Consider the following 23,889-nt stretch of genomic DNA (forward strand, 5'->3'; position numbering starts at 1 on the left):
GCACTTGAGAGGTCAGAGGCTGATCCAGCCCAGCGTCAGGGCGACCATCCCGAGGACGGCCCCGGCGACCGAGACGGCGAGGATGACGAGCTCGCGCGGTGAGAACAGCCGTCTGCCCTGCTCCTTGCGGGCCATCACGAACAGCGCGGTGGCTGGGGCGTAGACGATGAAGGAGACGAGGACGAACTTCAGGCCCGCCGCGTAGATGAGGAACGCGGTGTAGAGCGTGGCGAGGAGGGCGACCACCAGTTCGCCCCGCACTCCCACGCGCACCGCGAAGGCCGCCGCGAGCAGGAACGGGATCAGGGTCAGCGCGCTGGTCAGATCGAGGGCGAAGTTGAACGCGTCGTCCGAGAACAGGGTGACGACGAGGAAGAGCTGGCTGAGCAGGGTGGTCATCACCAGTGCGGGCACCGGGACGTCGGCCGCCGTCGAGCGCTTCAGGAACCGCGGCATGTCGTCGTCCTTGGCCGCCACGAACAGCACCTCCGCGGCCATCAGCGTCCAGGCGAGATAGGCGCCGAGCACGGAGACGATCAGGCCGACGCTGACGAAGACCTGGCCCCAGGTGCCGACCGCGTGCTCCAGCACGCCCGCCATGGAGGGCTGGCGCAGGTCGGCGATCTCGCTCATCGGCATGATGCCGTACGACACGATGGTCACCGAGGCGAAGATCGCGAAGACGCTGAGGAAGCCCAGGACGGTGGCCCTTCCGACGTCCTCGCGGCGGCGCGCGTGACGGGAGTAGACGCTCGCGCCCTCGACTCCAAGGAACACGAAGACCGTTGCCAGCATGGTGCCCTTGACCTGCTGGAACAGCGAGCCCGCGTAGTCGGCGCCGGCGAAGTTGTCGGCGAAGACGGACGGCTTGAGATAGCAGAGCGCGAGGATCACGAAGACGAGGATCGGCACGATCTTGGCGATGGTGACGATCCGGTTGATCGCCGCCGCCTCCTTCACGCCCCGGCTGATGAGCGCGAAGAACAGCCACAGCCCCGCCGAGGAGAGCACCACCGCGAGCACGGTGTCGCCCTCGCCGAGCGCGGGCCAGAGGGTGCCGACCGTCGACATGATCAGCACCCAGTACGTCACGTTGCCCACGCAGGCGCTCGCCCAGTAGCCGAACGCCGAGAAGAATCCGAGGTATTCACCGAAGCCGGCCTTGGCGTAGGCGTACACCCCGGCGTCGAGGTCGGGGCGGCGGACGGCGAGGTTCTGGAAGACGAACGCCAGCATCAGCATCCCGGTGCCGGCGACCGCCCACGCGATGAGCGCCCCGGCCACGCCCGTCTCCTGCGCGAACCGGCGGGGCAGGGAGAAGACACCGGCGCCGACCATGGAACCGACGACCATGGTGGTCAGCGTCGGGAGGCTCAGTTTCGCGGTGGTGGCGGGGGCCCGGACCTCGGTGTCGTTCTTTGCCATGAGATCATCACGTTAACCACGCAATGTTCTGATTGCCCGATCGAGTTGCCCCAAATGCCTGATCGGCCGAACGGTCCTATGGTGCTGTTATGGAGCACGCACTCAGCCCTGCGACCCTCTCCGAACTGCGCCGCCCGCGCGCCTACCCGGCGGTGTCCGTGCTGACGCCGACCCACCGCCGCGAACCCGAGAACGCCCAGGATCCGGTCCGGCTGCGCAATGTGGTGGCCGAGGCCAAGAAGCAGCTGGAGGCCGATCCGGCGGTCCCCCGGGAACGGCGCATCGACGTCGCCCGGCAGCTCGATCAGGCCCTCACCGAGATCGATCTGACGCATGCCGAGGACGGACTGGTGATCTTCGCCGCGCCGGGCGAGCACCAGGTGTGGTCCCTGGCCCGTGCCGTTCCGGAGCGTGTGGTGCTCTCGGACACCTTCCTGACCCGCAACCTCGTCTCCGCACAGGCCTCCGAACGGCCGTTCTGGGTACTGTCGGTCTCCGCCGATCGCGCCGCGCTGTGGAACGGCGGCGTCGACCGGGTCACCGAGCACCGGTCCGACGGCTTCCCGCTGACCAGGACCCGCGAGAACTTCGACGCCGAGCGCCTGGAGCGGATCGGCGACATGCCGAGCACCTTCCGGGACGAGGACACACGGCACTTCCTGCGGGACGCCGACACGGCGATGACCAAGCTCCTGCGCGAGGACCCGCGGCCGCTGTACATCACCGGCGAGACCGCCGCGCTGTCCGCGCTCGACGATGTCGGAAGTGTCACCAAGGACGCGGTGCACGTCCCGCACGGCGGTCTCGCGCACGGCACCCCGGACGCCGTGTGGCAGGCGGTGCGGCCGCTGGTCGCCGCGGAGGCACGCAAGAGCACCGAAGCGGTGACGCACGAACTCGAGTCGGCGCGCGGGCGGCGGGCGTTCGCGGCCGGCGTCGACGAGATCTGGCAGAGCGCCCGGGAGGGCCGCCTACGACTGCTGGCCGTGGAGGAGAACTACCGGGTGACGGTGCGCGACGAGGGCGGCGACCATCTGGTCCCGGCCGAGAGCGGCGACCTCGACGCCCGCGAGGACATCGTGGACGAGATCGTCGAACAGTGCCTGGAGACCGGCGCCGACGTCCGCTTCGTCCCGGACGGCACACTGGGCGGCGCCGACGGGATCGCGGGGGTGCTGCGGTACTGAACGGGAGGGCGTCCACCGAGACGCCGTACCCCCCTCACACGCTCCCGAAGAGCGCGTTGAGCCCCTGCTCGACGGCTTCGCCGAGGTCCTCCTGGCCGGCGCCGACCAGCGCGTAGGTCCGCAGCAGGAAGCCGCGCAGGGTGGGCGTGTCGAACTGCAGGAGGGCCAGGCCGTACGGCGAGTGGAACTCCACGACCGTGGTGTCCCTGCCGCACGGCCAGATGTGCACGTCCCCGCCGCCGGCCGGGCCGCGCAGCCCCTCCTCCAGCAGGGCACGGGCGAAGGTCCAGGTCACCTCCCGCCCGTCCAGGGAGACTTCGGACGGGAAGTCGACGCACACCGCCAGCGGGTCGGTGGAGCCGTAGCGCAGCGTGGCGGGAACGGGCAGTCGCCGGTTCTCCGCGGCGATCAGGCGAGCGTGGGCGGTCTGCTCGAAGGTCGTGTCCATGTTCTTAGGAGCTCGCAGGCGCCGTTTGCATTACGTCTGAGCGGGGGTGAATTTTTGTGACCCGCGTCACATGCGTGCCACCAGGTGCGATCCACCTGTGTCACACTCCTTGGAACACACGCCCGTCGAACACATGGATGGACACCGGGACGACCACTCCGGCGCACCATCAAGTCACGTAGGCCACCTACGACTTGGCCCACCGAACGGCGTAGACGACACGCGCCGTACGACCGCTCTGTGAAGACTGTGGCATATGCCAGAAGCACCACCGTATCGTGTGCCGCCAAATCCCTTACAGCGCGTCGCGGCCTGTGCAACAGTCGTAACGGTCCCTCCACCCCTCCTTGGTCGAACCGTCCCCGCATCGGAGTGCGTCATGCCGTCCCACCTCTCCGCGGACCGCCCCGCCGCCCAGCCCCCAGGACGCGGTTCGGTCGACGCGCTCATATCGCAGGCGCGGCGGCTCAAGGGTGACGTGGACGCCGTACGACGGGACGCGCCCAGCGACGAATCGGACCCCCAGGAGCGCTGGCAGCGCGCGCTGTACGACCTCGCCCTGCACCAACTCAGCGATCTGGACCAGCACTTGGCCCAGCTGCGGGACGGACCGCCGCCCGTGCCGTCGGCGCCCGGGGCGGAGTCCGCCGCGCGAACCGCGCCGCCCGCTCCCCGGCGCGGCTCGTTGCTCAGCCGGGTCGGCAGCGCGGAGTGGAACCTGCTGACGGACGAGGCCAGTTGGTCCGGGGAGCTGTACGAGATCCTGGGCCGCGACCGCACCACCGCCCCGCTCACCCTCGACGAGCTCCCTTCCCTGGTGCTCGACGAGGACCGGCCGAAGCTGACCGTCATGGTCACGGACTGTCTGGTCGACGCCAAGCGCATAGACGGCGAGTTCCGCGTGGTGCGCCAGGGGGGCGAGGTGCGCACCGTCCACATGATGGGCGAGCCCGTGCTCGCCGCCGACGGCAGCACCGCCTCGATGTGGGCCGTCCTGCGGGACGTCAGCGAACTGCGCCGCAGTGAACGGGCGGTGAGCGAGACCCGTGACTCGTTACAACGCCACCGGCAGCGCGCGCACAGCGAGCACCGGCTCGCGGTCGAGCTGCAGGAGGCCGTGCTGCCGCCGGGGCGTGGCTCCCTGCGGCTCCCGCACCAGGGCACCCAGACCCTGGACCTGGCCGCCCACTATCTGCCGGCGTCATCGAACGCCCTGATCGGCGGCGACTGGTACGACGCACTCGAACTGGCCGACGGCGAGACGCTCCTCAGCGTCGGCGACCTCACCGGCCACGGAGTCTCCGTGGCCTCCGGCAGGGCGACCCTCCTCGGTGCCGTACGCGGCATGGCCATGGCGGGCACCCAGCCTGGCCGGCTGATGGCCCTGCTCAACCAGTTGCTCGACGCCACCGTGCAACCGGCCCTCGGCAGCGCGGTCTGCTGCCGCTACCGCCCCGATACCCGCACCCTGGTCTGGGCGCAGGCCGGGCACCCCGCCCCGCTGCTGTTCCGGGGCGGGACGGGGCGCCGGCTGGACTCGCCCGACGGCGTGCTCCTCGGCGCGACCTCCGCAGCCGTCTACGCGCAGGCCGAGGAGACCCTCCAACCGGGAGACCTGCTCCTGCTGCACACGGACGGACTGGTGCCCGGGTGCGACCACACGGCTGCCGTGGAGCGGCTTCTGGACCTGGCCCCCCGGTTCGGCGGGGCGCGCACCGCGCAGGACTGTGTGCGGATGGTCATGGAGGAGTTCGGCGAGACCGAACGCGAGGACGACGCCTGCGTGCTCATCGCCAAGGTGACTTCATGACAAGCGTGACTTCGGACAAGCTCACGCCCGTGCGCTGTTGCCACCCCTTCCCTTCGGCTTCGGCAACGCCAGCCTGATCTCCTCGCGCAGTTCGTTGATCTTCGGGTAGCTGGAGTACTCGGCGGTGAGCCGGTACATCTGGCGCAGCCGGTCCCAGGTGCGGTGGGAGGAGTTGGAGCCCATCGAGACCAGCGCCAACCGCGCGTAGCGGTCCGCCTGTTCGGGGTCGTCGGCGATGAAACAGGCCGAGGCCATCGACAGGAAGTCGAAGATCTTCGACCGCTGCCGCCCGTCGACCCGCAGCGCGAGGGCCTTCTCCGCGTAGTGCTGGGCGTGCGCGGCCGCACCCGGCTCGTGCTCCGCCAGCGTGCGGTAGGCCAGAGCCTGCATGCCGTACAGATCCTCCTCCTTGAAGGTCTGCATCCAGCTCGGCGACGGCACGTCACCCTTGTCGGAGACGAAGAGGTCCTCCGCCTGTCCGAGGGTGCGGCGCATGGCCTGGCCCTTGCCCATGGACGCCTGTGCCCAGGCCTCGATGGTGTAGAGCATCGCCTTCGTGCGGGGCAGCACCTGTTCGCCGGAGCCGGACCGGGCGAGTTTCATCAGGTCGAGCGCGTCGTCGGGCCGGCCCAGGTGCACCATCTGGCGGGCCGCACGGGAGAGCGCCTCGCCGGCGCGGGGCCGGTCACCGCCCTCTCGCGCGGCATGGGCGGCGATCACGAAGTACTTCTGGGCGGTCGGTTCGAGGCCGACGTCGTGGGACATCCAGCCCGCGAGGACGGCCAGGTTGGCGGCGACGCCCCACAGGCGCCGCTGGAGATGGTCGGGGTGCCGGTAGGCGAGCATGCCGCCCACCTCGTTGAGCTGGCCCACGACCGCCTTGCGCTGCAGGCCGCCGCCGCGGGCCGCGTCCCAGGCCCGGAACACCTCGACCGAGCGCTCCAGTTCCTCGATCTCCTGCGACCCGATGGGGGCGGCCTCGTAACGGTCGAACCCGGCGGGGTCGGCGTGCAGGGGGTCGTCGAACTGAGGGGCATCGGCGGTGAGGGCCGGATCGGTGTGCAGCCAGTCGTGCATGGCACCGGTGAGTGCGGATCCCGCGGCGAGCGCTGCACCCGCGCCCACCAAGCCGCGTCGGTTGAGCATGAGGTCCATTCCCGTGAATTCGGTGAGGACCGCGGCGGTTCGGTCGGGCGCCCACGGCATGCCGTCGGGATGTTCCGCACTCCCGTCGCCCTGCCGTTTCCCCGTACGCCCGTGCCTGACCAGACCGAGGTCCTCGATGGTCACGACACGGCCGAGACGCTCGGTGAACAGAGCCGCCAGCACCCGCGGCACCGGATCGCGCGGGATCTCTCCCATGTCGATCCACCGCCGCACCCGGGAGGTGTCGGTCGAGAGCTGGGGATGGCCCATTGCCGCCGCCTGCCGGTTGACCAGCCTCGCGAGTTCACCCTTGGACCAGCCGGCCAGGCCGAACAGGTCCGAAAGTCGGGTGTTGGATTGTCCGCTCACGTCAAGCCCCCAGGTTCTCGGCTGAGTTGACAGTAGCCCCGCGTCAGTTGCTCGGGGACTATTCGCCAGGGTTCGCCAGGGTTCGCCAGATGGTGTGCCACGCGGCATATGCGGTGAGGTAGGAACGCGCCACCCCGACCCGGACCGCACAGGGACATTCCCCAGGGTGCACCCGGTGATCCGGGCCGGGCGGCGCACTGCTTTCCCAGGCACAGCAGGCACACGAAGGGATCTGTCTCGCCCATGTACGCAGCATCGTCCTCCGTGTCCGCCCCGCCCCGGTCGCCGCATCTCCGCCCGGGCGGTGGCCCCTACCTCGACCCCGCGCGGCCGACGGCCCCCGTACCGGGTACGGGCAGGGCACGGCGCGTTCCGGGGCTCGGCACCCAACCGCTCAGCGGGAGACTCGACTTGTCCGGCCCCCAGGGCGCCCAGCTGCGCACGGCGATCGCGTCGGTGCACCGGATCTGCCCGGAGTTCGCGCCGGTGCAGGTGCTGCGCCGCAGCGGACGCTCCGTGCTCCTGGTCGGTACGACGGGACGCAGCACGGCCGTCGCCAAGTGTTTACTCGACCACTCCCCCGTATGGGCCGAGCGGATCCGGCACGAAATAGCCGCCTACCGCTCGTTCGTCCGGCACCGCCCTCCAGTGCGCGTCCCCCGGCTGATCGCGGCCGACCCGGACAACTGCACGCTCGTCATCGAGCGGATGCCCGGCCGGGTGGCGGCACTGCACCGGCATCCCGCGGAGGCTCCGCCCCGCGCCGACATCAGGGCGGCGCTCGGCGCGGTCTGCCGGCTCAACGCCTGGCGGCCCCCGGTGGGCACCTTCGACGCCCCGCTCGACTACGCGGCCCGCATCTCCCGCTACCACGAGCTGGGGCTGCTGACCGACCGGGACATGGGCGACCTCCAGAAGCTGCTGCACGGCATCGCGCACTCGGCGGGCCGGCAGGGCATGGGCCAGTTCTGCCACGGCGACGCACTGCTCTCGAACATCCTGCTCTCACCGGCCGGTCCAGTGCTGGTGGACTGGGAGCACGCGGGCTGGTATCTGCCGGGCTACGACCTGGCGACGCTGTGGTCGGTCCTCGGTGACGCGCCGGTGGCCCGTCGTCAGATCAGCCAGATCGCCCAGTCGGCGGGCCCGGCCTCGCGGGACGCTTTCCTGGTGAACCTGATGCTGGTCCTGACCCGTGAGATCCGTACCTACGAGACGGCCGTGCAGCGTTCGATGCACGACGCGACCCCGGCGGCACCGGGCGCTGCCCACCCGGGTGCTGCGCCGTCCGGCGAGGAACAGCGGCTGCTGCTGAGGCGGCTGCACGACGACTGCCAGCTGGCCCGTCGGGCCGTGCGCGCGGCGGTCGGCACTCGCTGACGGGGACGGTGGTCCGCGGTGCGCCCTGTGGAGCGGCGCGCCGCGGACCTTCGTATGTGCTGCTTCTCGCCAGGGGCCATTGGTGTACGCCACTGACGCCCCCCAGGCCCGTGGGGCCCCGCCACGAAACTCCCGTGGTTCCCGGGTGACAGGGGAAATCCCCTGCCTCTGGGCATGATTGACGGATCGTCGACAAGCCGGTAGCACTGACGCACGCCCGGCCCCGCTCGACTCATCGCGCTCGATCGTCCCAGGAGGCTGCATTGCGAGGATCCGTCACCGACCCCAACAGAGCCACCCGGCGGGTGGTCGGCACGCTGGCCGGCACCGCCCTGCTGCTGCCCCTGCTCGGTGCGGCCCCGTCGTCGGCCGAGGACTCCTCGGCCGGCCTCCAGCGGGCCTTCGCCGCGGCGGCCGCCGAGTACCGGGTGCCGCAGAGCGTCCTGCTGGGTGTCTCGTACCTCCAGTCCCGCTGGGACACGCACGGCGGCGCCCCGAGCGTGACCGGGGGCTACGGCCCGATGCACCTGACCGACGCCCACACCGCGCTCGCCTCGGCGACGCACCACAGCGAGGGCACGGAGGACGCACGCGGCGACAGCGCCCGCGCCGCCCTGCTGCCCGACGCGAGGATCCCGGAGCCCGCGGACCTCCCCGCCCGCCTCGAAACACTGCCGAAGGCCGCCGAGCTGACCGGCCTGAGCACGCAGGACCTGCGCACCGACCCGGCGGCGAACGTCGCCGGCGGTGCCGCGTTGCTGGCCGCCGCCCAGAAGGACCTGGGCGAGCCGCTGAGCCAGGACCCGGCGGACTGGTACGGCGCGGTGGCCCGCTTCTCCGGCGCGGACGACAGCGCGACCGCGGCGGCGTACGCGAACGACGTCTTCGAGGTGCTTCGCTCCGGCGAGGAACGCACCACCGACGCCGGTCAGCGGATCGTCCTGGCCGGGCGGCCGCAGCTCGCCCCGGACACCGCGCAGCTCACCCGGGCGGGCCTCAGGAAACCGAAGGCGGGCGACACCGAGTGCCCGAAGACGGTGGCCTGCGAGTGGATCCCGGCGCCGTACCAGGAATTCGGGGACAACGACTACGGCAACCACGACCTCGGCGATCGGCCGGCCTCGCAGAGCATCAAGTACATCGTCATCCACGACACTGAGGGCTCCTGGGAGGGTGTCCTCAACCTGGTGCAGGACCCGACCTATGTGTCGTGGAACTACACCCTGCGCTCGACCGACGGTCACATCGCCCAGCATGTGAAGGCGAAGGACGTGGCCTGGCACGCGGGCAACTGGTACGTCAACGCCAAGTCGATCGGCCTGGAGCACGAGGGCTTCCTGGCGAATCCGGACGCCTGGTACACGGAGGCGATGTACCGGTCCTCGGCGCGGCTGGTGAGGTACCTCTCCGCGAAGTACGGCATCCCGCTGGACCGGCAGCACATCCTCGGCCACGACAACGTGCCGGGCCCGACGACCTCGACCGTCGCGGGCATGCACACGGACCCCGGCCCGTACTGGGACTGGCGGCACTACTTCGAGCTGCTGGGCCACCCGTTCAGGGCCACCGCCCCCAGGTGGGGCGGTCTGGTGACGATCCGTCCCGACTACGCCGCCAACCAGCCGCGGTACACGGGCTGTGTCACCAAGGGCGAGCCCTGCGCCTCCCACGGTTCGAGCGAGGTACGCCTCTACTCGGCCCCCGACGAGAGCTCCGCCCTGATCACGGACATCGGGCTGGGCGGCAAGGCTCCGACGACCGACGTCAACGACCTGTCGTCGCGCGTGTCCACCGGCCAGCAGTACGCGGTCGCCGGCCGGGACGGCGACTGGACGGCGATCTGGTACCTGGGCCAGAAGGCGTGGTTCAAGAACCCCGCGAGCAGCCCGACCGCGGTGAGCGCCGCCGGACTCGTGGTGACCCCGAAGGAGGGCCTGGACAGCGTCCCGGTGTACGGCCGCGCCTACCCCGAGGCCTCCGCCTATCCGACGGGGGTTCCCGCGCAGGCGGTGTCGCCGCTGCCGTACAAGGTGCTCAAGGGCCAGACGTACGTCGTCGGTGACAAGGTGCCCGGCGAGTACTACTACGCGGTCACCTTCACGACGGACTCGCACAAGGTCGTGGTCGGCCAGGACCGCTACTACGAGATCCAGTACGGCCACCGGGTGGCGTTCGTGCGGGCGGCGGACGTCGATGTGAAGCCGTCGGTACAGCGCCGGCCGGGGCAGCCGCGCCGGTAGGGAGCGTCCGGGAGGTGGCGGCTCCACTCCTCGGGAGTGGGGCCGCCACCGGCCCGGCGGTCAGCCCTGCTGGAAGAGCTCCGCCGGGAGGGGCTTGAGGAGGGCGTACAGGTCGTCCGTGATCGGGCGGTCCCAGGCGGCGATGGTCACCAGGACGTTGTCGCTGCGGTCGAACTGGACGCAGGAGATCCGGCTCTCGGAGAGCTTGAGGCGGCGCACGATCAGGAGGTTGTCGCCCTGCATCACCGGCACGTCCTCGGTGTCGGTGACGGTCACCTCCTCGTCGTTCTCCAGCGCGATCAACAGCTGGGCCACCTCGAAGGGGACCTCTCCTTCGGAGACCTCGCGGGCCGGGGAGCCCTCGGGGAGGTTGCCGATGATCATCGCGGGGCCGCGGCCGCCGAAGAGGTCGTAGCGCAGGAAAACGCCCTGGCAGGTGCCGTCGGGAGCGGGCAGGAGCCCCGCGCCGAGGTTGCCGGGCCAGTCGCCCGGGTCCATGGCCAGTACGTCGAAGTCTGGACCGGCGGGGGTTGCGCTGCGGCGGCGGAGGAACGACATGCGCCCATGGTAATGCGGTTACGTGCTCGTGCGGGCGCAGGTGTGCGGGGGCCGGCCGGGCGGGTACCGGCGCCCCTGCGTGGGATCGCTCACCGTTCGCGGGCCGGTACTGTCCGTTTCCGGTTCGGGTGCGCCGTGGCACGGCCCACCGCGGCCGTGGCTAGAAGGCGTGTTCGTACAGCACGGCGAGAAGGTAGATCAGCCCACCGGCTCCGGCGATCCCGGCCAGCGTGGCGCCGGAGCGGGATCCGGCTGTCGCGCCGGCGTCCCGTCCGGACAGGGTGAGCACCATGACGATCCCGAAGTCGAGGACGGCGAGCCCCATCGCCGTCAGGGCCGCCCAGCCGGCGATCGCCCGGAAACCGAGCGTCTCCAGCCCGGTGAGCGGCTGGTCGCGTACGGGGATCGTGGATCCGATGCGGGCGTCGGCCTCGATGACCGCGTCGGTGTCCACCAACCGGCCGCCGGCCGACAGCAGTTGGCCATGGCATTCGATGGTCGGCTTGCTGTGGCTCCCCACCACGTCGCACGAGTCGACGTGCAGTCGTCCCGAGGTCCCGGACAGCCCCACGGCCCCCGCGAGCATCAGACCCGAATAGCCGGTCAGCACCACGCCGAACACGACGGCGCTCAGGGCGGCCAGGGCCGAACGGAACCGCTCACCCCGCCGGTTCCGCAGCTCACTGCGCCGCGTCTCCCGGAACGCCCGCAGCCGTTCGCCCTTCTTGAACCGCCGTCGGGCCGCCTTCGACGTCACGGTCGCTCCCCTTGCTTCCTGTGGCGCTCATGATGCCGTGCCACGCGGGCGCGGTTGCCGCAGGAGGGCTTGCACCACTCCTGCCGCGGATGATCCTTCAGGAAGTAGCGCACGCAGCGCGGGGCATGGCAGGCGCGCAGCCGCGGCCGGTCGGCTCCGGAGAGAAACGCGATCGCGGCCTGCGCGAGTACGGCCGTGAGGTCGGTGCCCGGCAACGGCCGCCGGTGTACGACGGGTTCGGCGTCGTCGGTCCAGTGCAGCACGGGGACGGTCGGGGTGCGGGCGGCGGCCGCGTTGAGGCGGGCGACGGCCTCGGGCACCGGCAGGAGGCGTGCCGCGTCGGCTGGGCTGGGCTCGCCGGGGCGCACGGCGCGGGCGAAGAGGGCGCGGACGGCGGCCCGCAGGTCACGGACGGCGGCGAGGGTCATCTCGTCGACGACGAGGTCCGCGGCGTCCGGCAGCGTCTCGGCGTGCTCCCGGACCCACGCGGTGAGACCGGCGAGGCCGCTCAGCTCGTCCGCGACGCCGCCGTGTCCGTCGTGCCGGATGGTGAGGGCCAGGTCCAGGGCCAGACGGGTGTCGCTGTTGATCGTGTCCTGCATGCGGCTAATGCTAGACGTCGCCGCATGCATTAACGCACGGTCGTCGCAGCAGCACTGGTCCGCCGACCGGGCCCCGGCGGCCCTTCAGCCATCCAGAAGATCCTGCGGTTCCCGTCCTGCGCCCACCCTCAGGTGAGGTCGAACTCTCCCTCCCGCGCCCCTGACACGAACGCGCCCCACTCGGCGGGGGTGAAGATCAGGGAAGGGCTCTCCGGGCGGCCACTGTTGCGCATCGCGATGAACCCCTCGACGAAGGCGATCTGTACATCCCCCCGACCGCGGCTGCTCGAGTGCCAATCGGCGTTGCTCAGGTCCAGCTCCGGCTTGTCCCAGCCCATGAGCGGCTGCTGCTGGATGGTGGTCTCGGCCACGTCCGTGCTCCTCCCGATTGCGTCGTCCGCGGCCAGCCTAGCGATCGACTCCGACCGCCGACAGGCCACGTGCGGGGGACCTTTCGGGAAGCAATTCACGCATCAGGGGGCTCAGACCCCACGAGCCACATGGAGAAGAACTGGGATCCACCGCCGTAGGCGTGCCCGAGCACCTTGCGGGCGCCCTCCACCTGGTGTTCCCCGGCCTGTCCGCGCGCCTGGAGGGCGGCCTCGGCGAAGCGGATCATGCCGGAGGCGCCGATCGGATTGGTGGAGAGCACCCCGCCCGACATGTTGACGGGCAGATCTCCGTCCAGCTCGGTGACCCCGGCCTCGGTGAGCTTCCAGCCCTCGCCCTCGTCGGCGAAGCCGAGGTTCTCCAGCCACATGGGCTCGTACCAGGAGAACGGCACGTACATCTCGACGGCGTCGATGTCCCGGCGCGGGTCGGCGATCCCCGCCTGCCGGTACACGTCGGCCGCGCAGTCCTTGCCGGCCTGGGGCGACACGGCGTCCTTGCCGGCGAACAGCGTGGGCTCGCTGCGCATGGCGCCGCCCAGCATCCAGGCCGGGGGCCGGGGCGCTCGTGCGGCGCCCGCCCGGTCGGTGAGCACCATCGCGCAGGCCCCGTCCGAGGACGGGCAGGTCTCCGAGTAGCGGATCGGGTCCCAGAGCATGGGAGAGGCCTGGACCTTCTCCAGGGTGATGTCGTGCTCGTGCAGATGCGCGTACGGGTTCTTGAGCGCGTTGCGGCGGTCCTTGTACGCCACCAGGGAGCCGACCGTGTCGGGCGCACCGGTGCGCCGCATGTACGCGCGCACGTGCGGGGCGAAGAAGCCGCCCGCTCCGGCCAGCAGGGGCTGCTGGAAGGGGATCGGCAGGGACAGACCCCACATGGCGTTGGACTCGGACTGCTTCTCGAAGGCCAGGGTCAGGACCGTGGAGTGCACCCTGGCCGCCACCAGGTTCGCGGCGACCAGTGCTGTGGAGCCGCCGACGCTGCCCGCCGTGTGCACCCGCAGCATCGGCTTGCCCACCGCGCCGAGCGCGTCGGCGAGGTACAGCTCCGGCATCATGACGCCCTCGAAGAAGTCGGGCGCCTTGCCGATCACCACGGCGTCGATGTCCGCCCAGGTCAACTCGGCGTCCTGGAGCGCCCGGAGGGCCGCCTCCCGGACGAGCCCGGCGATCGACACGTCCCGGCGGGCCGCGACATGCTTGGTCTGGCCGATGCCTACGACAGCCACGGGCTCCTTGCTCATCGGGGATCCCCTTCGAGTACGGCGACCAGGTTCTGCTGGAGACAGGGCCCGGAGGTGGCGTGGGCGAGGGCGCGGTCGGACTCGCCCCGGTGGACACGGGCGGCGGCCTCGCCGATGCGGGCGAGCCCGGCGGCCATCATCGGGTTGGCGGCGAGGGCACCGCCGGACGGGTTGACCCGCGTGGCGTCGCCGAGCCGCAGGGCCTTGCGCAGGACGACCTCCTGCGAGGTGAACGGCGCGTGCAGCTCGGCGGTGTCGACGGGCCGTTCGAAGGCGCCGGCCCGTTCGGCGGCGAGGCGCGCGGAGGGTGAGTCGGTCAGGTCGCGGACGCCGAGCGAGTGCGCCTCGATGCGGTGGTCGATCCCGCGGATCCAGGCGGGGCGCTCACACAGTTCCCTGGCCCGCTCCCCCGCGGCGAGGATCACCGCGGCGGCCCCGTCGCCGATGGGCGGGCAGTCTCCGGTGCGGAGCGGTCGTACAAGGTAATCCCCCTGCGGTACAGGTCCCTTGAGCTGTGCGCGCGGGTTGTCGGTCGCGCGGTTGCGGGCGCCGATCTCCGCCAGCTCGCGCTCGTCCGTGTCGCCGGCGTCGATGAGCGCCTGGGCCTGGAGGGCGGCGAGGGCGACGGAGTCGGGCCACAGCGGGGCGACGTAGTACGGGTCCAGCTGCCGGGTGAGGACGTCCCGGAGGGAGCCGGGTGAGGACTTGCCGTAGGAGTACACCAGCGCGGTGTCGGCGTCCCCGGAGAGCAGCTTGGTCCACGCCTCGTACAGCGCCCACGCCCCGTCCGTCTCGACGTGCGACTCGGAGATGGGGGGCCAGGCGCCGACGCCGTCGAGGGCCAGGGTGAAGGAGAAGGCCCGCCCGGCGAGATAGTCACAGGAACCGGAGCAGGTGAAGCCGATGTCGGCGGTCTTCAGACCGGTCTGCGCGAGGACGTCGTGCAGGACCGGCATGAGCATCTCCACCTCGGACACCTCCTCGGTGGAACGCAGGGTGTCGGACTGGGCGAAGGCCACGACGGCGATGTCGCGGGGCTCCGGGGCTGCGTCGCTGGTCACAGGAGCTCCTTGTACGTCTCGTAGTCCGCGTCGGGTTCACCGGTCGGCCGGTAGTGGTCCGGGTAGCGGCCGCCCTCGGTCCACACCGGCTCGACCCGGAGGCCCATGCGCACCTGGTCGTAGGGGATGCCGCCGATCCGGCCGTGCAGCGCAAGGTCGGCGCCGTCGAGCGCGATGTGGGCGTAGACGTACGGCACTTCGATGTCGAGGTTCTTGGCCTTGATGTTGACGATGCAGAAGGTCGTGACCGTGCCGCTCGGGCCCACTTCCACCTGTTCCGCCGTGGCGACACCGCAGGTGGGGCAGGCACCTCTCGGCGGCACGTACACCTTGCGGCAGGACGGGCAGCGCTCACCGACGGCCCGGCGTTCGGCGAGGGCGTTTATGTAGGCGGTCTGGGCGCGGCCCGGCGAGTAGGTGTAGTCGAGACGGGCCTGGGCGACGATGCCGTGGACCGGGTCCTCGAACTCGCCCGCGTGGACGGTGACTTCGGCGTCCTGCCCGTCGTACGGCTCGAAGCAGGCGATGTCGGTGATGGCGCCGGTGCGTTCCTCGGCCCAGCGGACACGGACGCGCATGCCGGTGCGGACGGCGTCGGGTCCTGGGGCGTCGAGGGCGTGCAGCAGGGCGGTGTCGGCGCCGTCGAGCTTCACCAGGACCCAGGCGAAGGGCGTGTCCAGCGGCTGACCGCGGCGGGGCTCGTGGTTCCAGGCCCAGGTGGTGACGGTGCCGGTGCCGCCGACGTGGACGAGGTCACTGATCTCCTCGGCGGTGACGGGGTCGTACTCGACGGGCGGGACCAGGGTGCGGCCGTCGCGGGTCTTCACACCGAGGATCACGCGCTCGCGCAGAGCGGTCAGGAAGGCGCTCTGAACGGGGCTGAGGGAACGGGTGAAGGGAAATTCCACGACGAGCGGGGCCTTGAGTACGTCAGCCATCGGCGCGTTGCCTCCATCAGAGGTCGGTACGAGAGGCGCCCCTTCAGAGGCGCGGGGCGGTGACATGTGCGGCTCCGCCGCATGGGCGCGACCAGCCACAGCTGAAAACCGGCCGAAGCGCTACGCACGCTTGTAATCGGGTGACCGCTTCTCCGCGAAGGCACGCGCACCCTCCTTCGCATCAGCCGTGTCGAAGATCGGCCACCCCCGCTTCAGCTCGGCGGCCAGCCCGTCGGTCTCGGTCATCTCGGCGGTCTGGTAGACCGAGGCCTTGACCGCCTCGACCGCCAACGGACCGCAGGTGTTGATCAGTTCCGCGATCTCCAGGGCCTTGGCGCGTGCCGTGCCGTCGGGGACGACATGCCCGATCAGGCCGATGCCGGCGGCCTCCCGCGCGGTGTACGGCCGCCCCGTGAGCAGCATCTCCAGCGCGTGGGTGCGCGGGATCTGTCGTTGCAGCCGGACCGTGGAGCCGCCGATCGGGAACAGGCCTCGCTTGACCTCGAAGAGGCCGAAGGTCGCGGACTCGCCGGCGACCCGGATGTCGGTGCCCTGGAGCATCTCCGTGCCGCCCGCCACGCAGTACCCCTCGACCGCCGCGATCACCGGTTTGCGGGGGCGGTGGTGGCGCAGCATCGCCTTCCAGTGCAGGTCCGGGTCGGCGGTGAGCCGGTCCCGGTACTGCTCGCCGCCGGTGTCCTTGCCCGCGAGGGCCTTGAGGTCCATGCCGGCGCAGAACGAGTCGCCCGCGCCGGTGAAGACGACCGAGCGGATCGAGTCGTCCGCGTCCGCCTCCACCCAGCCGTCGTACAGGCCGACCAGCATCGGCAACGAGAGCGCGTTCTTCGCCTCCGGCCTGTTGAGCGTGAGCACCAGTGTGGCGCCCTCGCGCTGGATGTCGAGATGTTCCGTGCCACCCATCGCCCGTCTCCCCTCTGCCAGAACGAGAACAGGTTGCAGGAGCCGCCGATGCACTTCAAGAGTTTTCTGACAGACAGTCAGATTTATTCGCGCGAGCCCTTCACAGTCACGCCGCCCTTTGCTCTGATGACCGGCGAACCGTCCAACAGCCAGGCCGCCTTGGGTCAGGAGGAGCCGGTGGAGTACAACCTTGCCGACCTGTTCGAGTCGGTCGTCGACGTGGTGCCGGAGCGTGCGGCGCTCGCGTACATCGACGTTCCCGGCACGGGCGCGGAGCGCCGGCTGACGTACGCGGAACTGGACGCCGCGGCCAATCGCATCGGCCACCATCTGCTCGACAGCGGAGTGCGAGCCGGTGACCACGTCGGGCTGCACCTCTACAACGGGGTGGAGTACGTACAGGCGCTACTGGGCTGCCTGAAGGCTCGGATCGTCCCGGTCAACGTCAACTACCGCTATGTGGAAGAGGAGTTGGTCTATCTCTACCGGGACGCGGATCTGGTGGGGCTGGTCTTCGACGCCGAGTTCACGGAACGGGTGACGGCCGCGCTGCCGCAGGCGCGACGGCTGCGGCACCTCGTGCGGGTCGGGGACGCGGAGCCGAGCGGGCTGCCGGCGGTGGACTTCACGGACGCCGAGGCCTCCGGGTCGCCCGAGCGTGGATTCCCGGCGCGTTCGGCCGACGACCAGTTCATCATCTACACCGGCGGCACCACCGGAATGCCGAAGGGTGTGATGTGGCGTCAGGAGGACCTGTTCTTCTCGGGGTTGGGCGGGGGCGCGCCGACCGGGGAGCCGGTGAAGCGGCCGGAGGAGCTAGCCGAGCGGGTCGCGGCGGGCGGGGCGGGGATCACCTTCTTCCCCACTCCCCCGCTGATGCACGGCACCTCCACCCTGACCGCCCTCATCGGCTTCAACTTCGGCCAACGGGTCGTGCTGCATCGCAAGTTCGTGCCCCAGGAAGTGCTGAGGACCGTCGAGCGGGAGAAGGTCAGCGCCATGTCGCTGGTGGGCGACGCGATGCTGCGGCCGCTCATCGACGCGCTGGAGGGCCCCATGAAGGGCACCGACATGTCGTCGGTGTTCAGCGTCTCCTCGTCGGGCGCGATCATGTCGGACACGGTGAGCCGACAGTTCCGGGCACTCGTCCCGAACGCCATGCTTCTCAACAACTTCGGCTCCTCCGAATCCGGCTTCAACGGGACGGCGACGGAGGACTCCGGCCCCGAGCGCGGCTTCCGCGTCCGGGTCAACTCCCGTACCCAGGTGGTCGACCCCGCGACCCACGAACCCGTCGCCGTGGGCGAGGTGGGCCGGGTCGCGCAGTGCGGCCATGTGCCGCTCGGCTACTACAACGACCCGCGGAAGACTGCGGAGACCTTCTTCGAGAAGGACGGTGAGCGGTGGGTGCTTCTCGGTGACATGGCCACCGTCGACGAGGAGGGGGTGGTCACCGTCCTCGGGCGGGGTTCGCAGTGCATCAACACGGGCGGCGAGAAGGTGTACCCGGAGGAGGTCGAGCAAGCGCTCAAGGCGCATCCGGATGTGTACGACGCGCTCGTGGCCGGGGTGCCGGACGTGAGGTGGGGGCACCACGTGGCGGCCGTCGTGCAGCTGCGCGCGGGGGCGGTGGCGATGTCCCTGGACGATCTCCAGACCCACTGCCGGACGCGGCTCGCGGGGTACAAGGTGCCGCGCCAGCTGGTGATCGCGGAGTCCATCCACCGCTCGCCGAGCGGCAAGGCCGACTACCGGTGGGCGCGGAACGTGGCGGTGGCGGCCGACGGATGACGGCCCGATCCCGACCCCGTGCGATTGAACCGAACGTGACGTGCGAACGTACTGGTGGTGGCAGGCTCGGCCAGCGGGCCCTGTTCGTCATGCCGTCGTGGCAGGACCGCACGCCATAGCAAGACCGCACGGAAGGACCACCGGGTGTCGCTCTTCACTCGCTCTCGTCAACTGCCGGACACCACTGGGGACGAGGCGGAAGCGGATGGCGGGGGTACCACGGGGGAGGAAGTGACGGAGGAGGCCGTAGAGGAGGCCCGGGCGCAGAGCGACGTGGTGCGCCCCGGCTGGTTCGGCTGGCGCCGCCGCTACCCCCGTACGGCCCGCGGTGTGTCCGTGGGGACGAGCGTGCTGGCCGGACTTCTGGTGCTGCTCGTGCTGCTCTTCCCGAACCGGCTCGACCACATGAACCTGCGGTCGTTCTTCCGGCTCCCGGTCGAGGCGATCGTCATCGTGGCCGTCCTCCTGGTGCTGCCGCCGAAGGCACGCCGGATCGCCGCGGTCTTCTTCGGGGTGTTCCTCGGGCTGTTCACCGTCCTGAAGTTCATGGACATGGGCTTCTACCAGACCCTGGCCCGGCCGTTCGACCTGGTCTTCGACTGGATCATGCTGGGCAACGCGACGGACTGGCTCAGGGAGTCGTTCGGCCGCACCGGCGAGGTGCTCGCGGTGACCGGGGTGATCGTCCTGTTCATCGCCCTGCTCGCGCTGTGCACCTGGGCGATGATCCGGCTGACGAACGTGATGTCCCGGCACCGCCACACCGCCGTCGGCACCACGCTCGTCCTCGGCACGGTGTGGGTCACGTGTTTCACGGTGGGCGTGCAGTTCGGCGGTGTCTCGTTCGCCACCAAGGGCAACACCGAGTTCCTCGCCAACCGGGTGCAGCATGTGCGCAACGGACTGGGCGACGCCAAGGTCTTCGAGAAGGAGTCCGCCGTCGACGCCTTCGCCGCCACCCCTCCCGACCAGCTCCTGAACGGCCTGCGCGGCAAGGACGTCCTGTTCACCTTCATCGAGAGCTACGGGCGGGTGGCGATCGACGACCCGGCGATGGCACCGGAGATGGACGCGACGCTCAAGAAGGGCAACGCGACGCTGAAAGCGGCCGGTTTCGCGTCCCGCAGCGGCTGGCTGAGGTCCCCCGTGACGGGCGCCGGCAGCTGGATGGCCCACTCGACGTTCCTGTCCGGGCTGTGGGTCAAGAACCAGCAGCGGTACCTGAACCTCACCTCCAGCAAACGGGCGACCCTCACCAGCTACTTCCAGAAGACCGGCGACTGGCGCACGGTGGGCATCGTGCCGGGTGTGCGCAAGTCCTGGCCCGAGGGCAAGTACTTCGGTCTCGACCACATCTACGACTCCACGCACCTCGGCTACAAGGGCCCCTACTTCAGCTGGACGCCCGTGCCGGACCAGTTCAGCCTGGAGGCCTTCCAGAAGCTGGAGCACGGCAAGAAGAACCGTGACCCGATCATGGCGGAGATCATCCTGGCCTCCAGTCACAACCCCTGGTCGCCGATCGCGCACACGATCGACTGGAACGACCTCGGTGACGGTTCGGTCTTCGAGCAGATCAAGAAGGAGGGCACGAACCCGACGGAGGTCTGGAAGAGCCAGGAGCGGGTGCGCACCGAGTACCGCAAGGCCATCCAGTACTCCGTGGACAGCCTGACCCAGTGGATGCAGCGCTACGGCGACGAGAAGACGGTTCTGGTCTTCCTCGGCGACCACCAGCCCGTCCCGACCGTCACCAAGGGCTCCACCAGCAGGGACGTGCCGGTCACGATCGTCGCCAAGGACCCCAAGGTGCTGGACCGGGTCGACAGCTGGAACTGGACGGACGGTCTCAAGCCCGCCGACAACGCGCCCGAGTGGGGCATGGACAAGTTCCGCGACCGCTTCATGACGGCGTTCTCGAAGTGACGTCCGGCGGCGCCGGTGCCTCCAGGAAGGGCACGAGGGCGGCCAGGAACTCCTCCGGCCTGGCCTCATGCACCAGATGACCGCCGCCGAGAGTGACCAGCCGGGCGTCCGGGATCACTGAGGCGAGCAGGGCGACTTCCTCCTGCGGAATAACGCTGGTGGGCCCGCCCCCGATGAGCAGCGTGGGCATGGTGATCCGCCCCATGTGGTCCAACCACATGGGGTCGGGGGCGTTACGCTGCGCGTCGGTGGCCCGCAGCATGGCCCAGTCGAACGGCGGGTCGGTGTCCGGGGCGGGGGCGGGCGGTCGAGGCGGGTCGAGGGGAATCGGCGCGGGGACGTCCTCCAGCACCAGCCGTCGTACGACGCCGGGCGCGTGCTGCGCGAGGAGGCAGGCCACGGCCCCGCCGAGCGAATGGCCCACGACGTCGGCGCGGTCGACACCGAGCGCGGCCAGGAAACCGAGCATGTCGTCCCGCATCGCCTCATACGCGTACGCTCCCGGCCAGTCGCTCCGCCCGTGCCCCCGCAGATCGGGCGCGTACACGCGGTAGGGACGCTCCCCCGTGGCAAGCCGCTCGGCGATCCCGGCCCAGTCCGCCCCATCCGCACCACGGCAGTGCAACAGCAACACGGGCGGCGCGCCCTCGGGCCCCCAGGCCCGGTACGCGAGGGTGATGCCGTTCGCCTTGACGGTGTCCATGCCAGTGAACCTATCCGCAGGAGCGGCCGGCCGAGACCCTGCTCTGCCCAGGGCAGATCGCCTGCTTCCCTCACGGGCCACTTGCCTCAGCCCCGCTCGCCTGGATTACTGATCCTCAGCACCTCGACCGAATGATCGGTCGCCCGTGATCAGGTAGTGGGTGAAAGGAACGTTCCGATGGCGGATGCGGCGGAGCTGCTGGACTCGGGGGAACGGCTGGATGCCGGGGCGTTGCGCGCGTTGCAGCTGGAGCGGATGCGGGCCTCGCTGCGGCACGCGTACGAGCATGTGCCGTTCTATCGGGAGTCCTTCGACAAGGCCGGTGTCCGGCCGGAGGACTGCCGGTCTCTGAGCGATCTGGCCAGGTTCCCGTTCACGACCAAGGCGGACCTGCGGGAGAACTATCCGTACGGGATGTTCGCCGTGCCCCGGGACCATGTGCGCCGCATCCATGCCTCCAGCGGGACCACCGGGCGCCCCACGGTCGTCGGATACACCGACAACGACCTCTCCCTGTGGGCCGACATGGTGGCGCGTTCCCTCCGGGCGGCGGGCGCCCGGTCCGGGGACGTGGTGCATGTGGCGTACGGCTATGGGCTCTTCACCGGCGGGCTCGGCGCACACTACGGCGCCGAACGGCTCGGCTGTACGGTCGTCCCCGCGTCCGGCGGCATGACGGCACGCCAGGTCCAGCTCATCCAGGACCTGGAACCCCGGATCATCATGGTGACCCCGTCGTACATGCTCACGCTTCTCGACGAGTTCGAGCGGCAGGGCGTGGATCCACGGAGCACCTCCCTGCGGGTGGGCGTCTTCGGTGCCGAGCCCTGGACGGAGGAGATGCGCCGGGAGATCGAGGAGCGGTTCGCCATCGACGCCGTGGACATCTACGGGCTGTCGGAGGTGATCGGCCCGGGCGTCGCGCAGGAGTGCGTGGAGACCAAGGACGGGCTCCATGTGTGGGAGGACCACTTCTTCCCCGAGATCGTCGACCCGATCACCGGGGAGGTGCTGCCGGACGGAGAGCGGGGCGAGTTGGTGTTCACCTCGCTCACCAAGGAGGCCATGCCCGTCATCCGGTACCGGACCCGGGATCTGACCCGGCTGCTGCCGGGCACGGCCCGGGTGTTCCGGCGGATGGAGAAGGTCACCGGCCGCAGCGACGACATGGTGATCCTGCGCGGGGTGAACCTCTTCCCGACCCAGGTCGAGGAGATCGTCCTGCGCACCCCCGGCGTGGCGCCCCACTTCCAGCTCCGGCTCACCCGCGAGGGCCGACTGGACGCCCTGACCGTGCGGGCGGAGGCCCGGCCGGACGCCTCACCCGAGACCAGGGACGCGGCCGCGCGGGCCATCGCCGCGGCCGTGAAGGACGGCGTCGGGGTGTCGGTCACCGTCGAGATCGTCGAACCGGAGTCCCTGGAGCGGTCCGTGGGCAAGATCCGCCGGATCGTCGACCTGCGCCCGCGCTAGCCCGTCACGACGAGAACCGGTCCCGAAGCTCCCGTTTCAGGATCTTCCCGCTGGCGTTCCGCGGCAGCTCGTCCACGAACAGCACCCGCTTGGGCGCCTTGAAGTGGGCGAGCTTCTCCCGGGCGTGGTCGATCAGTTCGGCCTCGGTGACCTCGCCGCGCGGGACGACGACCGCCGTGACGGCCTCGATCCACCGCTCGTCGGGCAGACCGATCACGGCGACCTCGGCGACCGCGTCGTGCGTGTACAGCGTGTCCTCGACCTGGCGTGAAGCGACCAGCACACCACCGGAGTTGATGACGTCCTTCACCCGGTCGACGATCGTGAAGTAGCCGTGCGCGTCCCGCACCGCGAGGTCGCCGGAGTGGAACCAGCCGTCCCGGAAGGCCGCCTCGGTCTCCTCGGGCTTGTCCCAGTAGCCCTCGCACAACTGCGGTGACCTGTAGACGATCTCACCGGGGGTACCGTCCGGGACGTCCTTGCCGTCCTCGTCCACGACCCGCGCGTCGACGAACAGGACCGTGCGGCCGCAGGAGTCCATCCGCCCCTTGTGCTCGTCGGGCGCGAGAACGGTGGCCAGCGGGCCGATCTCGCTCTGGCCGAAGCAGTTGTAGAAGGCGAGCTTGGGCAGCCGCTCGCGCAGCCGTTCCAGGACGGGCACCGGCATGATCGAGGCGCCGTAGTACGCCTTGCGCAGCCCGCCGAGGTCGCGGGTGGCGAAGTCGGGGCGGTTGGACAGGCCGATCCACACCGTGGGCGGGGCGAACAGGCTGTCCGCGCGGCCCTCCTCGATCAGGTCGAAGAGGCGGTCGCCGTCGGGCGCGTCGAGGATGATGTTCGTCGCGCCGACCGCGAGGTAGGGCAGCAGGAAGACGTGCATCTGCGCGGAGTGGTACAGCGGCAGCGAGTGCACCGGCCGGTCACCCGCGCTCAGATCGCAGGCGGCGATGGCGCTCAGGTACTCGTGCACCAGGGCGCGGTGGGTCATCATCGCGCCCTTCGGCAGGGCCGTCGTCCCCGAGGTGTACAGCAGCTGGACCAGGTCCTCGCTGCGCGGTTCGGGCCCGTCGTACGGCGATGTCGTGGCCAGGCGGGCCAGCAGGGAGTCGTCGGAGTCTCGCAGGGGCACCGTGCGGACACCCTCCGGCAGCCGCCCCGCGAGGCCGGGATCGGCGAGGACGAGCGTGCTGCCCGACTGGCCGACGATGTACCCGAGATCGTCGCCGGTGAGGTTCTGGTTGACCGGCACGTGCACCAGTCCCGCGCGGGCGCAGGCGAGGAAGGCGATCAGATACGCGTCCGAGTTGTGTCCGTAGGCGCCGACCCGGTCACCGCGGTCGAGGCCCTGGTCGAGGAGCAGGCGGGCCGCGCGGGAGACGGCGTCGTCGAGCTCCTCGTACGTCCATGAGCGCTCGCCGTACTCCACCGCGACGCGCGCCGGGGTGCGCCGGGCGCTGCGCCGCAGCACCCCGTCAACCGTACTGCCGTGTCCAGGCGTCATACGGGACAACCTACCGGTTG

General features: G+C 70.5%; 20 protein-coding genes. 7 read left to right on the top strand and 13 right to left on the bottom strand.

The window, feature by feature from the left end:
- Positions 1–12: 12 nt before the first annotated feature.
- Complete coding sequence (locus ABZT06_RS06910) at positions 13–1,425, bottom strand: basic amino acid/polyamine antiporter (protein WP_355735996.1); 1,413 nt, start codon at positions 1,423–1,425, stop codon at positions 13–15.
- An 89-nt stretch (positions 1,426–1,514) separates the two neighbouring features.
- On the opposite strand from ABZT06_RS06910, the gene ABZT06_RS06915 reads away from it, so the two are divergent.
- A complete protein-coding gene (locus ABZT06_RS06915) occupies positions 1,515–2,612 on the top strand; it encodes a chemotaxis protein (protein ID WP_355735999.1) in 1,098 nt (365 codons plus the stop codon).
- Between the two features lie 34 nt (positions 2,613–2,646).
- Here the strand turns inward: ABZT06_RS06915 and ABZT06_RS06920 are convergent, their stop codons facing one another.
- On the bottom strand, positions 2,647–3,060 hold the full coding sequence (locus ABZT06_RS06920) for an SsgA family sporulation/cell division regulator (protein ID WP_355736001.1): 414 nt from the start codon (positions 3,058–3,060) through the stop codon (positions 2,647–2,649).
- Between the two features lie 379 nt (positions 3,061–3,439).
- Here ABZT06_RS06920 and ABZT06_RS06925 point away from each other — a divergent pair, with 379 nt between their 5' ends.
- Positions 3,440–4,870: a SpoIIE family protein phosphatase gene (locus tag ABZT06_RS06925; protein WP_355736003.1), complete on the top strand. Its 1,431-nt coding sequence runs from the start codon at positions 3,440–3,442 to the stop codon at positions 4,868–4,870.
- Between the two features lie 21 nt (positions 4,871–4,891).
- Here the strand turns inward: ABZT06_RS06925 and ABZT06_RS06930 are convergent, their stop codons facing one another.
- Positions 4,892–6,385 carry a hypothetical protein gene (locus ABZT06_RS06930; protein ID WP_355736006.1) on the bottom strand — a complete coding sequence of 498 codons (1,494 nt, stop codon included), beginning with the start codon at positions 6,383–6,385 and terminating at the stop codon, positions 4,892–4,894.
- A gap of 243 nt (positions 6,386–6,628) precedes the next feature.
- Here ABZT06_RS06930 and ABZT06_RS06935 point away from each other — a divergent pair, with 243 nt between their 5' ends.
- Both ABZT06_RS06935 and ABZT06_RS06940 read left to right on the top strand, forming a co-directional pair.
- Positions 6,629–7,765, top strand: a complete 1,137-nt coding sequence (locus ABZT06_RS06935) for an aminoglycoside phosphotransferase family protein (RefSeq protein WP_355736008.1) — start codon at positions 6,629–6,631, stop codon at positions 7,763–7,765.
- 263 nt (positions 7,766–8,028) lie between these two features.
- Positions 8,029–10,005: a peptidoglycan recognition family protein gene (locus ABZT06_RS06940; protein ID WP_355736011.1), complete on the top strand. Its 1,977-nt coding sequence runs from the start codon at positions 8,029–8,031 to the stop codon at positions 10,003–10,005.
- Between the two features lie 60 nt (positions 10,006–10,065).
- Here ABZT06_RS06940 and ABZT06_RS06945 read toward each other — a convergent pair whose 3' ends face one another.
- From ABZT06_RS06945 to ABZT06_RS06980, 8 genes are all read right to left on the bottom strand, one after another.
- Complete coding sequence (locus ABZT06_RS06945) at positions 10,066–10,563, bottom strand: hypothetical protein (RefSeq protein WP_355736014.1); 498 nt, start codon at positions 10,561–10,563, stop codon at positions 10,066–10,068.
- Positions 10,564–10,723: 160 nt separating this feature from the next.
- Positions 10,724–11,320 (bottom strand): hypothetical protein, encoded by a 597-nt coding sequence (locus ABZT06_RS06950; protein WP_355736016.1) that lies wholly within the window; start codon positions 11,318–11,320, stop codon positions 10,724–10,726.
- The gene (locus ABZT06_RS06955; protein WP_355736018.1) at positions 11,317–11,922 is read right to left on the bottom strand and encodes an ABATE domain-containing protein; all 606 of its coding nucleotides are present in this window, start codon (positions 11,920–11,922) and stop codon (positions 11,317–11,319) included. Before ABZT06_RS06955 ends, ABZT06_RS06950 begins: the two co-directional genes overlap by 4 nt.
- Before the next feature lie 128 nt (positions 11,923–12,050).
- A complete protein-coding gene (locus ABZT06_RS06960; RefSeq protein ID WP_328744573.1) occupies positions 12,051–12,293 on the bottom strand; it encodes a DUF397 domain-containing protein in 243 nt (80 codons plus the stop codon).
- A 95-nt stretch (positions 12,294–12,388) separates the two neighbouring features.
- Positions 12,389–13,555, bottom strand: coding sequence for a thiolase domain-containing protein (locus ABZT06_RS06965; RefSeq protein WP_355736021.1), 1,167 nt, complete (start codon positions 13,553–13,555; stop codon positions 12,389–12,391).
- Positions 13,552–14,616: a thiolase domain-containing protein gene (locus tag ABZT06_RS06970; protein WP_355736024.1), complete on the bottom strand. Its 1,065-nt coding sequence runs from the start codon at positions 14,614–14,616 to the stop codon at positions 13,552–13,554. Before ABZT06_RS06970 ends, ABZT06_RS06965 begins: the two co-directional genes overlap by 4 nt.
- The gene (locus tag ABZT06_RS06975) at positions 14,613–15,554 is read right to left on the bottom strand and encodes an OB-fold domain-containing protein (protein ID WP_355736026.1); all 942 of its coding nucleotides are present in this window, start codon (positions 15,552–15,554) and stop codon (positions 14,613–14,615) included. The genes ABZT06_RS06970 and ABZT06_RS06975 overlap by 4 nt, the downstream gene beginning before the upstream one ends.
- 120 nt (positions 15,555–15,674) lie before the next feature.
- Positions 15,675–16,475 carry a crotonase/enoyl-CoA hydratase family protein gene (locus ABZT06_RS06980; protein ID WP_355736028.1) on the bottom strand — a complete coding sequence of 267 codons (801 nt, stop codon included), beginning with the start codon at positions 16,473–16,475 and terminating at the stop codon, positions 15,675–15,677.
- Between the two features lie 177 nt (positions 16,476–16,652).
- On the opposite strand from ABZT06_RS06980, the gene ABZT06_RS06985 reads away from it, so the two are divergent.
- Together ABZT06_RS06985 and ABZT06_RS06990 are read left to right on the top strand one after the other, a co-directional pair.
- Entirely contained in the window at positions 16,653–18,266 is a 1,614-nt protein-coding gene (locus ABZT06_RS06985) for an acyl-CoA synthetase (protein ID WP_355737023.1), read from the top strand.
- 231 nt (positions 18,267–18,497) lie between these two features.
- Positions 18,498–20,192: a sulfatase gene (locus ABZT06_RS06990; RefSeq protein WP_355736031.1), complete on the top strand. Its 1,695-nt coding sequence runs from the start codon at positions 18,498–18,500 to the stop codon at positions 20,190–20,192.
- On the opposite strand, the gene ABZT06_RS06995 is transcribed toward ABZT06_RS06990, so the two are convergent.
- Positions 20,170–20,895: an alpha/beta hydrolase gene (locus tag ABZT06_RS06995; RefSeq protein WP_355736033.1), complete on the bottom strand. Its 726-nt coding sequence runs from the start codon at positions 20,893–20,895 to the stop codon at positions 20,170–20,172. The genes ABZT06_RS06990 and ABZT06_RS06995 overlap by 23 nt on opposite strands.
- 177 nt (positions 20,896–21,072) lie before the next feature.
- Here ABZT06_RS06995 and paaK point away from each other — a divergent pair, with 177 nt between their 5' ends.
- On the top strand, positions 21,073–22,368 hold the full coding sequence (paaK, locus tag ABZT06_RS07000; RefSeq protein WP_355736036.1) for a phenylacetate--CoA ligase PaaK: 1,296 nt from the start codon (positions 21,073–21,075) through the stop codon (positions 22,366–22,368).
- 4 nt (positions 22,369–22,372) lie between these two features.
- Here paaK and ABZT06_RS07005 read toward each other — a convergent pair whose 3' ends face one another.
- Positions 22,373–23,869 (bottom strand): acyl-CoA synthetase, encoded by a 1,497-nt coding sequence (locus ABZT06_RS07005; RefSeq protein WP_355736038.1) that lies wholly within the window; start codon positions 23,867–23,869, stop codon positions 22,373–22,375.
- Positions 23,870–23,889 lie beyond the last annotated feature (20 nt).

It is taken from the genome of Streptomyces sp. NPDC005483 (assembly GCF_040606035.1).
GTDB lineage: Bacteria > Actinomycetota > Actinomycetes > Streptomycetales > Streptomycetaceae > Streptomyces.